9 protein-coding genes are annotated in these 14,424 nt (G+C 73.7%); 8 read left to right on the top strand and 1 reads right to left on the bottom strand.

Going from position 1 to position 14,424, the window contains the following annotated elements; all coding sequences use genetic code 11:
- The first annotated feature begins 9 nt into the window (after positions 1–9).
- A complete protein-coding gene (locus ACZ7KX_RS39200; protein ID WP_470330715.1) occupies positions 10–1,188 on the top strand; it encodes a glycosyltransferase family 4 protein in 1,179 nt (392 codons plus the stop codon).
- Between the two features lie 49 nt (positions 1,189–1,237).
- Here ACZ7KX_RS39200 and ACZ7KX_RS39205 read toward each other — a convergent pair whose 3' ends face one another.
- Complete coding sequence (locus tag ACZ7KX_RS39205) at positions 1,238–3,238, bottom strand: glycoside hydrolase family 15 protein (protein WP_470330716.1); 2,001 nt, start codon at positions 3,236–3,238, stop codon at positions 1,238–1,240.
- A gap of 759 nt (positions 3,239–3,997) precedes the next feature.
- On the opposite strand from ACZ7KX_RS39205, the gene ACZ7KX_RS39210 reads away from it, so the two are divergent.
- From ACZ7KX_RS39210 to ACZ7KX_RS39240, 7 genes are all read left to right on the top strand, one after another.
- Positions 3,998–5,635: a CTP synthase gene (locus ACZ7KX_RS39210; protein ID WP_350523502.1), complete on the top strand. Its 1,638-nt coding sequence runs from the start codon at positions 3,998–4,000 to the stop codon at positions 5,633–5,635.
- Between the two features lie 106 nt (positions 5,636–5,741).
- The gene (locus ACZ7KX_RS39215) at positions 5,742–6,389 is read left to right on the top strand and encodes an NUDIX domain-containing protein (protein WP_470330717.1); all 648 of its coding nucleotides are present in this window, start codon (positions 5,742–5,744) and stop codon (positions 6,387–6,389) included.
- A 275-nt stretch (positions 6,390–6,664) separates the two neighbouring features.
- Positions 6,665–8,875: a tetratricopeptide repeat protein gene (locus ACZ7KX_RS39220; protein ID WP_470330718.1), complete on the top strand. Its 2,211-nt coding sequence runs from the start codon at positions 6,665–6,667 to the stop codon at positions 8,873–8,875.
- A 260-nt stretch (positions 8,876–9,135) separates the two neighbouring features.
- On the top strand, positions 9,136–10,251 hold the full coding sequence (gene ald / locus ACZ7KX_RS39225) for an alanine dehydrogenase (protein WP_350523499.1): 1,116 nt from the start codon (positions 9,136–9,138) through the stop codon (positions 10,249–10,251).
- Positions 10,252–10,676: 425 nt separating this feature from the next.
- On the top strand, positions 10,677–11,744 hold the full coding sequence (locus tag ACZ7KX_RS39230; RefSeq protein WP_030290161.1) for a ParA family protein: 1,068 nt from the start codon (positions 10,677–10,679) through the stop codon (positions 11,742–11,744).
- On the top strand, positions 11,741–12,415 hold the full coding sequence (locus ACZ7KX_RS39235) for a hypothetical protein (protein ID WP_470330719.1): 675 nt from the start codon (positions 11,741–11,743) through the stop codon (positions 12,413–12,415). The genes ACZ7KX_RS39230 and ACZ7KX_RS39235 overlap by 4 nt, the downstream gene beginning before the upstream one ends.
- 876 nt (positions 12,416–13,291) lie before the next feature.
- Positions 13,292–14,182, top strand: coding sequence for a segregation and condensation protein A (locus tag ACZ7KX_RS39240; RefSeq protein WP_470330720.1), 891 nt, complete (start codon positions 13,292–13,294; stop codon positions 14,180–14,182).
- Positions 14,183–14,424: the final 242 nt, after the last annotated feature.

The following is a 14,424-nucleotide window of genomic DNA, read 5'->3' on the forward strand; positions in this document are numbered from 1 at the left end:
TCGAGTCGGATGCGAGACGACGTGGACCATTCCGCCGCCCGGGCCACCGCGGCCGCCCCGGAACCGGGGCAGCTGCACGTGGTACTCGTCCTGGCCGCCAGCACCGGCGGCATCGGTGCGCACGTGCGCTCCCTGGCCCAGGGCCTGGTCGCGCACGGGGTGATCGTCACGGTCTGCGCGCCGGCCGGCACGGACGCGCTGTTCGGCTTCTCCCGCACGGGCGCCAGGTTCCACACCGTCGACATCACCCCCACCGCGGGCGCCCGCAGCGACGCCACCGCGATCGGCGAGCTGCGCCGGGCCTTCACCGGCGCGGACGTGGTCCACGCCCACGGGCTGCGCGCCGGGCTGCTCTCGGACCTCGCGCTGCGCACCGCCGGCCGGTTCCCTGGCCTGCGCCCGGAGACCCCGCTGGTGGTCACCTCGCACCACGCGCTGCTGGCCACCGGCATGGAGCGCCGGCTGCAGCGGCTGATGGAGCGCCGGGTCGCGCGCGCCGCCGACCTGGTCCTCGGGGCCTCCTCCGACCTGGTCGCCCGGGCCCGCGAACTGGGCGCCACCGACGCCCGGCTGGGCCCGGTGGCCGCCCCGCCGATGCCCGAGGGCCGGCTCGGCCGGGCCGAGGCGCGCGCCACGCTGCTCGGCGGGGGACCGGACCGCCCGCTGGTGCTGACGGTGGGCCGGCTCGTCCCGCAGAAGGCCTTCGGGCTGCTGCTGGACGCCACCCGGGAGCTGGCCGCGCTGGACCCCGAGCCGCTGGTCCTGCTCGCCGGGGACGGCCCGGAGGCGGGCCCGCTGCGTGAGCGGGCGGCCGCCGAGAAGCTCCCGGTGCGGCTGCTCGGCTACCGCACCGACGTGCCCGACCTGCTGGCCGCCGCCGACCTGGTGGTGGTCCCCAGCCGCTGGGAGGCCCGCTCGCTGGTGGTGCAGGAGGCGATGCGGGCCGGCGTGCCGGTGGTCGCCACCGCCGTCGGCGGCATCCCCGAACTGGTCGGCGACGCCGCCGTGCTGGTGCCCTCCGGCGACCCGGCCGCGATCGGCGGCGCGGTGCGCGGGCTGCTCTCCGACCCGGCCCGCCGCGAGGCGCTGGTGGCGGCCGGCCGGCAGCAGGCCGAGACCTGGCCGGACGAGGCCGCCACCGTCGCCCAGGTGCTCAGCACCTACGACGAGCTGGTGCAGCGCAGCTAGGGCCTGCTCCGAGCCCGTCCCGAGCCTGCCCCGGGCCGGTTCCGGTGCGTCAGACCGTCGCCTGCTCGACGCGGTCGGCGGCCCGGCCGTCCGGCTGGGCGGACAGGTACGCGGCGCCGCACGCGGTCAGCCGCAGGGCGGTGTCGATCAGCGGGACGTGGCTGAAGGCCTGCGGGAAGTTGCCGACCTGGCGCTTGAGGCGCGGGTCCCACTCCTCGGCGAGCAGGCCCAGGTCGTTGCGCAGCGACAGCAGCCGGTCGAAGAGGTCGCGGGCCTCCTGCACCCGGCCGATCATGGCGAGGTCGTCGGCCAGCCAGAACGAGCAGGCCAGGAACGCGCCCTCGTGGCCGGAGAGGCCGTCCACGTTGTTGCCCGACTCGTCGTGGGTCGGGTAGCGCAGCACGAAGCCGTCCTCGGTGGACAGTTCGCGCTGGATCGCCTCGATGGTGCCGATCACGCGCTTGTCGTCCGGCGGCAGGAACCCGACCTGGGGGATGAGCAGCAGTGAGGCGTCCAGCTCCTTGCCGCCGTAGTACTGGGTGAAGGTGTTGCGCTCCGGGTCGTAGCCCTTCTCGCAGACGTCCCGGTGGATGGTCTCGCGCAGCTCGCGCCAGCGCTCCAGGTGGCCGTCGGCGGGGGCGTCCTCGGGGGTCTGCTCCAGCAGCTTGATGGTGCGGTCGACCGCGACCCAGGCCATCACCTTGGAGTGGACGAAGTGCCGGCGCGGGCCGCGCACCTCCCAGATGCCCTCGTCCGGCTCCTGCCAGTGCTCCTCCAGGTACTCGATCAGGCGCAGCTGCAGGTGGTGGGCGTGGTCGTTGCGGACCAGGCCGGTCATGTGGGCCAGGTGGAGGGCCTCCACCACCTCGCCGTAGACGTCGAGTTGGAGCTGCCCGGCGGCGCCGTTGCCGACCCGGACGGGCTGCGAGCCCTCGTAGCCGGGCAGCCAGTCCAGCGAGGACTCGGTGAGCTCGCGCTCGCCGGCGATGCCGTACATGATCTGCAGGTTCTCCGGGTCCCCGGCGACGGCCCGCAGCAGCCACTCGCGCCAGGCCTTGGCCTCGTCGCGGTAGCCGGTGCGCAGCAGGGAGGAGAGGGTGATCGCGGCGTCGCGCAGCCAGGTGTAGCGGTAGTCCCAGTTCCGCTCGCCGCCGATGTCCTCGGGCAGCGAGGTGGTGGGGGCGGCGACGATGCCGCCGGTGGGGGCGTAGGTGAGGCCCTTGAGGGTGATCAGGGAGCGGACCACGGCCTCGCGGTAGGGGCCCTGGTAGGTGCACTGGTCGGCCCACTCGTGCCAGAAGTCGGCGGTGGCGTCGAGCATCACCTCGGCGTCCGGGGTCCGGGGCGCGTCCAGGTGGGAGGCCTGCCAGGTGAGGGCGAACGCGATCCGCTCGCCGGCCGTGACGGTGAAGTCGGCGTAGGTGGTGAGGTTGCGGCCGTAGGTCTCCGAGACGCCGTCCAGCCAGACGGAGTCGGGTCCGGCCATGGCGACGGTGCGGTGGGTGCCGTCGGCCTGCTCGACGCGGTGCACCCAGGGCACGATGCGGCCGTACGAGAAGCGCATCCGCAGCGCCGAGCGCATCCGGACGGTGCCGGCCACGCCCTCGACGATCCGGATCACCTGGGGGACGGCGTCCTTGCCGGCCAGCGGACGCGGCGGCATGAAGTCGATCACCCGGACGGTGCCGCCCTGGGCGTCCCACTCCTGTTCCAGGATCAGCGAGTCGCCCCGGTAGCGGCGGCGGTCGGCGGGCACGGCGGGGGCGGCGGCGGTGGGCGGCGGCACCCGGAGGTCGGCGGTGTCGGCGATGCGGACCCGGCCCCCGGTGGTGGGGGCGGTGGCCGTGGCGGGCGCGGGGACCTCGGTCAGGACGGCTTCGGCGGGGCCGATCCGCCAGAAGCCGTGTTCATCGGTGCCCAGCAGGCCGGCGAACACGGCCGGCGAGTCGAAGCGGGGCAGGCAGAGCCAGTCCACCGCCCCGTCCCTGCTGACCAGGGCGGCGGTCTGCATGTCCCCGATGAGTGCGTAGTCCTCGATACGGCCGGCCACGTGGATCTCCAGTTCGCAATGTGGTCAGGGCATCGGCGAGACGAGGGAGCGGGTCTGCGGGGCCGGAGGTCCACCCCGGGACGTCCGGTCTGCCGGGGGGTGGTGGCAGGCCTTGCTGGAGTGTCCGCGCGGGGCTCGGTCGAGCCCCTGGAGTGGGTGGGGAGGAGCTGCAATACGGGGAGGTCCGGTCGCGCATCGGGGACCGGGAGCGTCCTGACCCTCCCACGCCCTCCGCGTGCTCGTGCTGTCGGCGATGCGTCCGAGCAGCTTACGACGGACGAAAGGGGCGAAGCACGCGGGCGCCGCCCGGTGTGGCGCCGCAATTCGGCGGAAATGCCGTGCATCGCGGAGGCGTGGCGCAGGATGGTCCGGAAGGATCACCTCCGGCTGGTCCCTGTGGAGGAGCCGCCATGACCCGGACGGATGCCGCCGGCTGGCCCGGTCCGGTGGGTCGTGCGACCGGTGTGACTCATGCGGCGGATGATGCGCCGGTGGTGCGCCCGGCGTGCGCCCCAGGTGCGGCGCGCGCGGCCCGAACGGCGTCCGGGTCGGGTCACTGTTACCCTGGTATCCCGTGGACCGGCGGGATCAAACGCCCCGGACCAGCCGAACCGGCGACTCTTCGAGCGCGGTGCCCAGCACCCGCCACCGTCGCCCGGCGAACCCCGAGCCTCCCGCCCACGTCACTTTCGACACGCGACCCACGGGAGCCCCCTCTTGGCACAGCCCCATTCCGGCAAGGCAGCGAACGGCCGAGCCGTGACGACCAAGCACCTCTTCGTCACCGGGGGTGTCGCCTCTTCGCTCGGCAAGGGGCTCACCGCCTCCAGCCTCGGAGCCCTGCTCAAGGCCCGCGGCCTGCGCGTCACGATGCAGAAGCTCGACCCGTACCTCAACGTGGACCCGGGCACCATGAACCCGTTTCAGCACGGTGAGGTGTTCGTCACCGACGACGGCGCCGAGACCGACCTGGACATCGGCCACTACGAGCGGTTCCTGGACACCAACCTGCACGGTTCGGCGAACGTCACCACCGGCCAGGTGTACTCGACCGTCATCGCCAAGGAGCGCCGCGGCGAGTACCTGGGCGACACCGTCCAGGTCATCCCGCACATCACCAACGAGATCAAGTCCCGGATCCGCCGGATGGCGACCGAGGACGTCGACGTCGTGATCACCGAGGTCGGCGGCACCGTCGGCGACATCGAGTCGCTGCCGTTCCTGGAGGCCGTCCGCCAGGTCCGCCACGAGGTCGGCCGGGACAACGTGTTCTTCGTGCACGTCTCCCTGCTGCCGTACATCGGCCCCTCGGGCGAGCTCAAGACCAAGCCCACCCAGCACTCCGTCGCCGCGCTGCGCAACATCGGCATCCAGCCGGACGCCATCGTGCTGCGCGCCGACCGCGAGGTGCCGCAGGCCATCAAGCGCAAGATCTCGCTGATGTGCGACGTGGACGAGGAGGCCGTGGTCGCGGCCATCGACGCCAAGTCGATCTACGACATCCCGAAGGTGCTGCACGGCGAGGGCCTGGACGCCTACGTCGTGCGCCGCCTGGACCTGCCGTTCCGCGACGTGGACTGGACCACCTGGGACGACCTGCTGCGCCGCGTCCACGAGCCGCAGCACATCGTCAAGGTCGCCCTGGTCGGCAAGTACATCGACCTGCCCGACGCCTACCTGTCGGTGACCGAGGCCCTGCGCGCCGGCGGCTTCGCCAACAACGCCCGGGTCGAGATCAAGTGGGTCACCTCGGACGACTGCGAGACGCCCGAGGGCGCCCGCGAGCAGCTGGGCGACGTGGACGCGATCTGCATCCCCGGCGGCTTCGGCGACCGCGGCGTCAACGGCAAGGTCGGCGCCATCACCTTCGCCCGTGAGAACAAGGTCCCGCTGCTCGGCCTGTGCCTGGGCCTGCAGTGCGTGGTCATCGAGGCGGCCCGCAGCCTGGCCGGCCTGCCCGAGGCCAACTCCACCGAGTTCGACGCCGCCGCCAAGCACCCGGTCATCTCCACCATGGCCGAGCAGCTGGCCATCGTCGACGGCAAGGGCGACCTGGGCGGCACCATGCGCCTGGGCCTCTACCCGGCCAAGCTCGCCGAGGGCTCGATCGTCCGCGAGGTCTACGGCGGCGAGCAGTACGTCGAGGAGCGCCACCGCCACCGCTACGAGGTCAACAACGCCTACCGCGCGGACCTGGAGAAGACCGGCCTGCAGTTCTCCGGCCTCTCGCCGAAGGGCGACCTGGTCGAGTACGTCGAGTACCCGCGCGAGGTGCACCCCTACCTGGTGGCCACCCAGGCCCACCCGGAGCTGAAGTCCCGCCCGACCCGCCCGCACCCGCTGTTCGCGGGCCTGGTCAAGGCCGCCATCGAGATCAAGACCGCGGCCTCCGCGTAGTTTTCCTCTCATCGGCCTCGGTCGTTCACCGGACGGCGGCCCCGCGATTCCCGCGGGGCCGCCGTCCGGCGTTAGATTGTGTCGTACTGACGAAAAGGGGAGAGCGATGGACGAGCACAGCGACCCGGTGATCGCCGACGTGGCCGAGGAGTGGGAGGTCCGGGCGAGCGGGACGCCGTTCCGGGGCAAGGTCACCGGCGTGCGCAGCGAGGAGGTCCGGATGCCCGACGGCAGCTGGGCCCGCCGCGACTACCAGACCCACCCCGGCTCGGTCTCCGTCCTCGCCCTGGACGGGGAGCAGCGGGTGCTGGTCCTGCGCCAGTACCGCCACCCCGTGCGCCAGCGGCTCTGGGAGCTGCCGGCTGGCCTGCTCGACGTCCCCGGCGAGAACCCCTGGCACGCCGCGCAGCGCGAGCTGTACGAGGAGGCCCACTGCAAGGCCGGCACCTGGCGGATCCTCGCCGACTACTACACCTCGCCGGGCGGCACCGACGAGGCGCTGCGGATGTTCCTGGCCACCGACCTGGCGGCGGCCGAGGGCGAGCGCTACGCCGCCGAGGGCGAGGAGCAGGAGATCGAGGTCGCCTGGGTGCCCGTGCCGGAACTGATCAGGCTGATCCAGGCCGGACAGCTGCACAACCCGACCCTGATCACCGGCACCCTCGCCGTGCACGCCGCGCTCACCGGCCCGGACGGGCTGGACGCGCTGCGCCCGGCGGACTCGCCCTGGCCGGCCCGGCCCTTCGAGGCGTGAGCGAACCGCCCGGCGGACCCGGTGAACCTCCGGGCGAACCGTCCGGTGGACCTGCCGGCGCACCTGATGGCGAACCGCCCGGTTGATTCGCCCGGGTGATTCGCCGGTTCGTACGACCGGTCACCTCGGCTCAGCCGGACGGTCGAACTACGCTTCGCAGACAGGGCGCCCGTCCCGGGCCGCCTCCGCTGAGCACCGGGCACCCCGTCCGGATGCCGAGCGCCGGATGCCCAGCTCCGGATGCCGAGCGCGGGATGACGTCGGGAGTGGCACGGGTGGCGAGGAAGACGGCGACGACGGACCCCGGCCCCGACGTGCCCGCCGGAGCCGTCCCAGGCCTGGACCGACTCCCGGCCGGGCCCACGCTCTTCGTCGGCCGGCGCGCCGAGCTCGCCGCGCTGCGGGCGGCCGCCACCCGTCCGGTGAGCGGCCGCTGCCCGGTCCTGGTCCTGGCCGGGCGCCCCGGCTCCGGGCGGACCGCGCTGGCCGCACGCTTCGCCCGCACCGTCGCCGCCGACTACCCGGACGGCGTGCTGTTCGCTCGGCTCTCGGCCCCCGACGGCGGACGGGTCCCGCCCGCTCGGGCCGCCCGACTGCTGCTGGAGCAGCTCGACCCGGAATCGGCCGTGCCGCTGCCCGGGGCGGTCGAGGACGGACGGGACGAGCCCGGCTGCGTCGCGCTGCGCGAGGCGCTGGCGGGACTGCGGGTGCTGCTCGTGCTCGACGACGTGCGGGACGCCGGACAGGTGTGGCCGCTGCTCGCCGACGAGCCCGGCTGCCTGGTGCTGGCCACCACCGCGGGCCCGCTCACCGGGATCGAGGACATCGACCCGGTGATCCTCGGCGGGCTGGACCGGACGGCCTCCGGCGAACTGCTGGCCGACCTGGTCGGCGGCACCCGGATCTCCTGCGACCCGGTCGGCGCGGCCGACCTGGCCGAGGCCTGCGCCGCCCGGCCGGCGGCGCTGCGGCTGATGGCGGGGTGGCTGCGGGGGAACGCGAAGACCGCGGTCACCGACGCGGCGCGCGAGCTCACCCGGGTGGTGGGCGAGGAGACGGGGACGGCCCCGGGGGGCAAGGGCGCCGCGGACGACGTGGTGAAGGCGGGGGCGGAGCAGGCGAAGCCGTCGGCGAACGCCCGGAAGGAAGCACGCAAGGACGCGTCGCGGAGTGCCGCTCGGACGCAGGCGGGGGACACGGCACGGAACGCGCCAGGGAACGGGCCGGGGAACGGGTCACGGAACGGGTCGGGGGACGGGGCACGGAACGGGTCGGGGAACGGGTCGGGGAACGCGCCAAAGAAGAAAGAGGAGGGCGGGGTCGCTCCCGGTGCCGGGGCGGCCGCTCCCGGTGTCGAGTCGGCGGGCGACCGGGCGGCCTGGGTGAAGCCCGGCCCGGAGCCGGCCGAGCCGGTGCCCGTCCCCGACAACGACCCGCTGCTCGGCGCCTTCACGCTGCTGTACCGCGGGCTGCCGGCCGCCCAGGCGCGAATGCTGCGCACCCTCACCCTGGCCCCGGCGCAGACCGCCGACCCGCGCACCGCCTCCGCCCTGGTCGGCTGCCCGGTGCCGGACGCGGCCGCGACCCTGGCCGCGCTGGCCGAGCGGGAGCTGCTCGGCGCGGAGGCGCCGGCCGCCGACGGCACCCCGCGCTACCGGGTGCCCGGGCGCCTCTACCCCCGGCTGGTCCGGCTCCGCGAGCAGGAGGACCGGCCTGCCGAGACCGAACTCGCCCGGGCCCGGCTGCTGGAGCGGCTGGTCCGGCTCACCGAGTCGGCCCGTGCGCTGCTCGACCCCGAGGGCGGCCCCGCCCCCGACCCGCTGCCGGCCGCGTTGCGGCTGCACTCGCCCGAGCACGCCCGTGAGTGGCTGCTCGGCGAGCGGGAGCTGCTGCTCGGGGCGGTGGCCGACGCGATCGGCCAGGGCGACCTGGACGGCTCGGCCGGGCGGCTGGTCACCGCGCTGCTGCGGGCGCTGCCGCTGACCGGCGCCCCCGCGCCCGCGGACCTCTACCGGCTGCACGAACTGGTGCTGACCGTCGCCGAGCGCAACGGCCGCCCCCGCCGGGCCTCGGCCGCCCTGCTCAACCTCGGTGACCTGCAGGTCGCGGCCGGCCGCTGGGAGCAGGCGGCCGCGCACTACCGGGCCGCCCTGGAGCACGCCCGGAAGGCCGACGACGAACCGCTCTGCGCGCGCGCCCTGGAGGGCGCGGCAGGCTGTCACCGGGCGCTCGGCGACGCGGTGCGCGCCGCTGACTGGTACGGGCGGGCGCTCGGGCTGCGCCAGTCGCTCGGGGACCACGCGGCCGAGGCCCGACTGCTCGCTCGGGTGGCCGAGGCGCACACCGCCCAGCGCCGTTTCGACGAGGCGGACCGCGAGTACCGGGCGGCCCTCGCCGTGCTGCGCCGGCTGGGCGACGAACGTGCCAGGGAAGCCGTCGGGGCGGCCCTCGCGGACCTGCGGGAACGCGTCGACGCCGGGTGGTGACGGGCGTTTCAGAGGTATTGTCGAAGATGCCCGGTTGGGACGTCTTTGGTAGGTAAGTCGCAGGGGAAGCCTACGAACCTGCCAATGTGTGCGGGAAAATTATTCACTTTGGAAGGCTGACACGCCGACTGGGCTTCATTACACTCGGACCTAGTCGCGCAGCGATCCCCGCCCCGGGCTGCCCGGAGGCTTCCCCACGTGCGCGTCGCCCACCGGTCTTCTCCGGTCGGGACCCCCATGGCAAGAGGACGTGTTCAGTCGTGAAGGTCGGCATCCCCCGCGAGGTCAAGAACCACGAGTACCGCGTGGCCATCACGCCCGCCGGCGTGCATGAGCTGGTCCGCAACGGACACGAGGTCTACATCGAGGACAACGCCGGTCTCGGCTCCTCGATCCCCAACGAGGAGTACGTGGCCGCCGGCGCCACCATCCTCCCCACCGCCGACGAGGTGTGGGCCACCGCCGACCTGCTCCTGAAGGTCAAGGAGCCCATCGCCTCCGAGTACCACCGGCTGCGCAAGGGCCAGACCGTCTTCACGTACCTGCACCTGGCGGCCGACCGCTCCGGCACCGACGCCCTGATCGCCTCCGGCACCACCGCCATCGCGTACGAGACCGTGCAGCTCGGCAACGGCGCGCTGCCGCTGCTCGCCCCGATGTCCGAGGTCGCGGGCCGCCTGGCCCCGCAGGTCGGCTCGTACCACCTGATGCGTCCGGCCGGCGGCCGCGGCGTGCTGCCCGGTGGCGTGCCCGGCACCCACCCGGCCAAGGCCGTCGTCATCGGCGGTGGCGTCTCCGGCTGGCACGCGGCCACCATCGCCATCGGCATGGGCTACGACGTGACCCTGCTGGACCGCGACATCAACAAGCTGCGCGAGGCCGACCGCATCTTCGGCACGAAGATCAAGGCCATCATGTCCAACTCCTTCGAGCTGGAGAAGGCCGTCCTCGACGCCGACCTGGTCATCGGCGCCGTGCTGATCCCGGGCGCCAAGGCCCCGAAGCTCGTCACCAACGAGCTGGTCTCCCGCATGAAGCCGGGCTCCGTGCTCGTCGACATCGCCATCGACCAGGGCGGCTGCTTCGAGGACTCGCACCCGACCACGCACGACGACCCGACCTTCCAGGTCCACAACTCGGTCTTCTACTGCGTGGCCAACATGCCGGGCGCCGTCCCGAACACCTCCACCTACGCGCTGACCAACGCCACGCTGCCGTACGTCATCGAGCTGGCGAACCGCGGTTGGAAGGAGGCGCTGCGCCGTGACCCGGCGCTCGCCAAGGGCCTGAACGTGCACGAGGGCCAGATCACCTTCCCGGCCGTGGCCGAGGCCTTCGGCCTGGAGTCGGTTTCCCTGGAGAGCGTGCTCGCCTGAACCCCCTGACCGCACGGCGGTCGTTCGCCCCCGATCCGGTGCCTCCGGGTCGGGGGCTTGGCCGTGCCCGTGAACGGCCGGTTGACCGGGTGGGTCGCTCTGTCGTCAATTTCCGTCGGTCGTGTCACCCGCCCGCAGAAACGTCGGGGTCGATGACCCACTCATCCCTTGACAGCAGCCCGCCTGATAGTCGACACATCCTGCCCACTACCGTGGATTGTGTTGCTGCGAACGCCTTGAACGGCCTAGAGTCGCAAACCGTCGGCATGCTGCCACGCTGACGAATCGACATAGAGTCCTGGATGCCCAAGGAGGTAAGACGACTTGTGAATGAGTCGACAATTGCTCCCGGGGGTGGTCAGCCAGGACTGGCGGAGCACACCGCCGGCCAGCCGAGTGTGGAGCCCGGGGCCCGGCAGCCCTCCGTGGGTTCGGCCGAGGTCGGCTCGGTCGCACTCCGCACCTTCGAAGCACGCCAGAACACAGCACAGGTGACCACGGTGACCGATCACGACACCGACTTGGCGGCCTACGGCCTGGCCTACGGAGAGTTCGCCTACGGCGCCTACGACGACCCGGACGCCGAGTACGAGCCGGACCCGGAGTACGCCGCCACGCTGGCCCCCGACGCCGCGCGTCAGCGCCGCGAGCGGGTCGGCCCGACCGGCCGTCCGCTGCCGTACTTCCCGATCCCCGCGCCGGTCGCCGAGCACGGCCCCGCCCAGATCATCGCCATGTGCAACCAGAAGGGCGGCGTCGGCAAGACCACGTCGACCATCAACCTGGGCGCGGCGCTGGCCGAGTACGGCCGCCGGGTGCTGCTCGTCGACTTCGACCCGCAGGGCGCGCTCTCGGTCGGCCTCGGCGTCAACCCGATGGAGCTCGACGTCACCGTCTACAACCTGCTCATGGAGCGGGGCCTGACGGCCGATGAGGTGCTGCTGAAGACCGCGGTCCCGGGCATGGACCTGCTGCCGTCCAACATCGACCTCTCCGCCGCCGAGGTGCAGCTGGTCAGCGAGGTGGCCCGGGAGTCCGCGCTGGCGCGCGCCCTGAAGCCGCTGCTGCCCGACTACGACTACGTCATCATCGACTGCCAGCCCTCGCTGGGCCTGCTGACGGTCAATGCACTGACGGCCGCTCACAGCGTGATCGTTCCGCTGGAGTGCGAGTTCTTCGCGCTGCGCGGTGTCGCGCTGCTGACCGAGACCATCGAGAAGGTGTGCGAGCGGCTCAACCCCGAGCTGCGCCTGGACGGCATCCTCGCGACCATGTACGACTCGCGCACCGTGCACAGCCGCGAGGTGCTGGCGAGGGTCGTCGAGGCGTTCGGCGAGCACGTCTTCCACACCGTCATCGGGCGGACCGTGCGGTTCCCGGAGACCACCGTCGCCGGCGAGCCCATCACCACGTACGCCACCAACTCGGTCGGTGCCGCCGCCTACCGCCAGCTCGCCAGGGAGGTGCTCGACCGGTGCCGCCCCGCCGAGTGAGTCTCCCGGGTGCCGACGAGCTGTTCCGGACCACCGGCGGGATGGCGCTGTCGCCGTCCCTCGCGTCGCGTCCGGCCGCCGAGGCATCCAGACCGGAGACCGCGCGGACCGTCAACGGCTCGGACGGCGCCGAGGGCGCCGAGTCCGCACAGGGTGCCCAGGGCGTCCCGGGGCCCCAAGGCGCTCAGGGCCACCAGGGTGCTCAGGGCTCCCAGGGCGACAGGCAGCTGACGCCGGAGCAGCAGGCGTCCGGCGTCGTACCGGCGCCCGCGCAGCCGCCCGTCCAGCGGCCCGGCGGGGCCCAGGTCGCGCCGGGTGCCCAGGCGGTCGGCACGACCGTGCCGGGTGGCCGAGGCGCCGCCGTCGCTCCGGCGGCTCGGGCGCACGCGGGAACCGCCGAGGAGCAGGCCGGTGCCGCCGGGCGCGCACGGCCGCGCGGCCGCGCGCCGCGCCGACCCAGCGGGCGCGAGCGGCACGACGAGAAGATCACCGTTTACGTGTCCGCCGAGGAGCTCATGGACCTTGAGCACACCCGGCTGGTGCTGCGCGGTGAGCACGGCCTGGCCGTGGACCGCGGACGGATCGTGCGGGAGGCCATCGCGGTCGTCCTGGCGGACCTGGAGCAGCGGGGCGAGGCCTCCATCCTGGTCCGGCGCCTGCGCGGCCGGTAGGACGCGGCGGACCGGTGGGTCGGTGGGTCGGTGGGTCGGTAGGTTCGGCGGGGCCGTGTGGGTGGCAGATCGGCGGGCCTGGTAGGTCGCGCGGGCGGTAGGGCGGCGCGGCGCGGTAGGGCCGGCAGGTCGGCCGGAGAGCCCGACAGGGGCGCCGAGGGGCCTCGGGCCCGGCGCCGGAGGCCCGCCGCTGGGCGGCCGGGCGCCAGGACTCTTCACCCGAGGGCATGGGGTCGCTGCCTCGGGGTCGGGCCTGATCGGGTGCTGAGGGTCATGAGGCGCGCTCATGGGGTCGCTCGCTCCGGGTGCGGGCCGCGGGCCGGGCGCTGAGAGCCATGCGTCGGGTTCATGGGGCTGTCGAGTGCGGCGGGGCTGCGGCTTCCTGATCGGGTGCCGAGGGCCATGAGATCCGTGCATGGGCGCGCATGCCCTCGGGGCTGTGGGTTGGTGATCGGGTGCCGAGGGCCATGAGGTCCGCTCATGGGGGCGCCTGCCCTCGGGGCTGTGGGTTGGTGATCGGGTGCCGGGTGGCATGAGTCGGGCTCATGGGGCTCGTGTGGTTTTAGGGACGCGGGATGAGGGTCGCAGGTCGGACGTTGCGGGGCATGAGCGGTGCTCATGGTGCTCATGAGGTCGCCGGGGCGGATGCCGAGGCCCATGAGTCGGCCTCATGCGGTGGCTGCTCCGGGGTGGGGCGTTGCTCGCCGGGTCCGTGGCGGGCGCTGGAGGGGCGTTCTCGGGGCCGTGGGTCCCTGGCGGGGGTCCGGGTGGGTGATGGGCCTGTGCGCGGGGCTGAGGGGCGTGGCGGGCCCTCGGGCGGCGTGTCGGGGGGCCCGGGGCGGAGCGTGGGGCGGGGACGGGTGAAGATGGACCGTCATGCCGAGCACCACCGAACCAGCTGAAACCGCCGTGAGCGCGACCGAGGACGGGTCGCGGGGCGGCTTCCGGGTGCGGCTGGACAACTTCGAGGGCCCCTTCGACCTCCTGCTCAGCCTGATCGCCAAGCACAAGATGGACGTCACCGAGGTGGCGCTGGCGACCGTCACCGACGAGTTCATGGCGCACATCCGGGCGATGGGCCCGGACTGGGACCTGGACGCGGCGACCGAGTTCCTGGTGGTGGCCGCCACCCTGCTCGACCTCAAGGCCGCCCGCCTGCTGCCCGCGGCGGAGGTCGAGGACGCGGAGGACCTGGCCGTCCTGGAGGCCCGTGACCTGCTGTTCGCCCGGCTGCTGCAGTACCGGGCGTACAAGCGCGCGGCGGCGGTGTTCGGCGAGCGCTGGGCGGCCGAGCTGCTGCGGCGCCCGCGGACGGTCGGGCTGGAGCCCCGGCACGCGGAACTGCTGCCGGAGGTGGTCATCACTATCGGTCCGCAGCGCCTCGCCGAGCTGGCCGCCAGGGCCATGGAGCCCAAGCCGAAGCCGGTCGTGTACGTGGACCACATCCACACCCCGCCGGTCAGCGTGCGCGAGCAGGCCGGGCTGGTGGTCGGGCTGCTCACCGAGCTGGGCGAGGCCTCGTTCCGGCAGCTGGTGGAGGACGCGCCGGACACCCTGGTCGTGGTCGCCCGCTTCCTGGCGCTGCTGGAGCTCTACCGGGAGCGGGTGCTCGACTTCGAGCAGCCGGAGGCGCTCGGTGAGCTGCGGGTGCGGTGGGTGGCGGAGGAGGGCCGGGTCTCGGTCGAGGTGACGGACGAGTTCGACCGGCCGGTGGGAGAGGCCCCGGGCGAGACCCGGGGCGAGGTGGAGGAGGACGAGCGGCGATGAGCGGCGGGAACGAGGGAGGGCGGCCGGTGCGGCGCCCACTGGGGCTGCCGGGGCAGCCGCGGGCCGAGGAGTGGATGGAGCCGGCCTTCGAGCTGCTGCCGGACCCGGTGGAGACCACGAATCCGGCGGACCGCGGGGAGCGTGTGGAGCCCGTGGCGGCCGAGCCGGAGGCCCGGGTGGTGCACCAGAAGTCGGCTCCGTCGACTTCCGGCGCAGAGGAGCCGCCCGCCCCCGCGCAGCCG

It is taken from the genome of Kitasatospora sp. NPDC038210, from assembly GCF_055600605.1.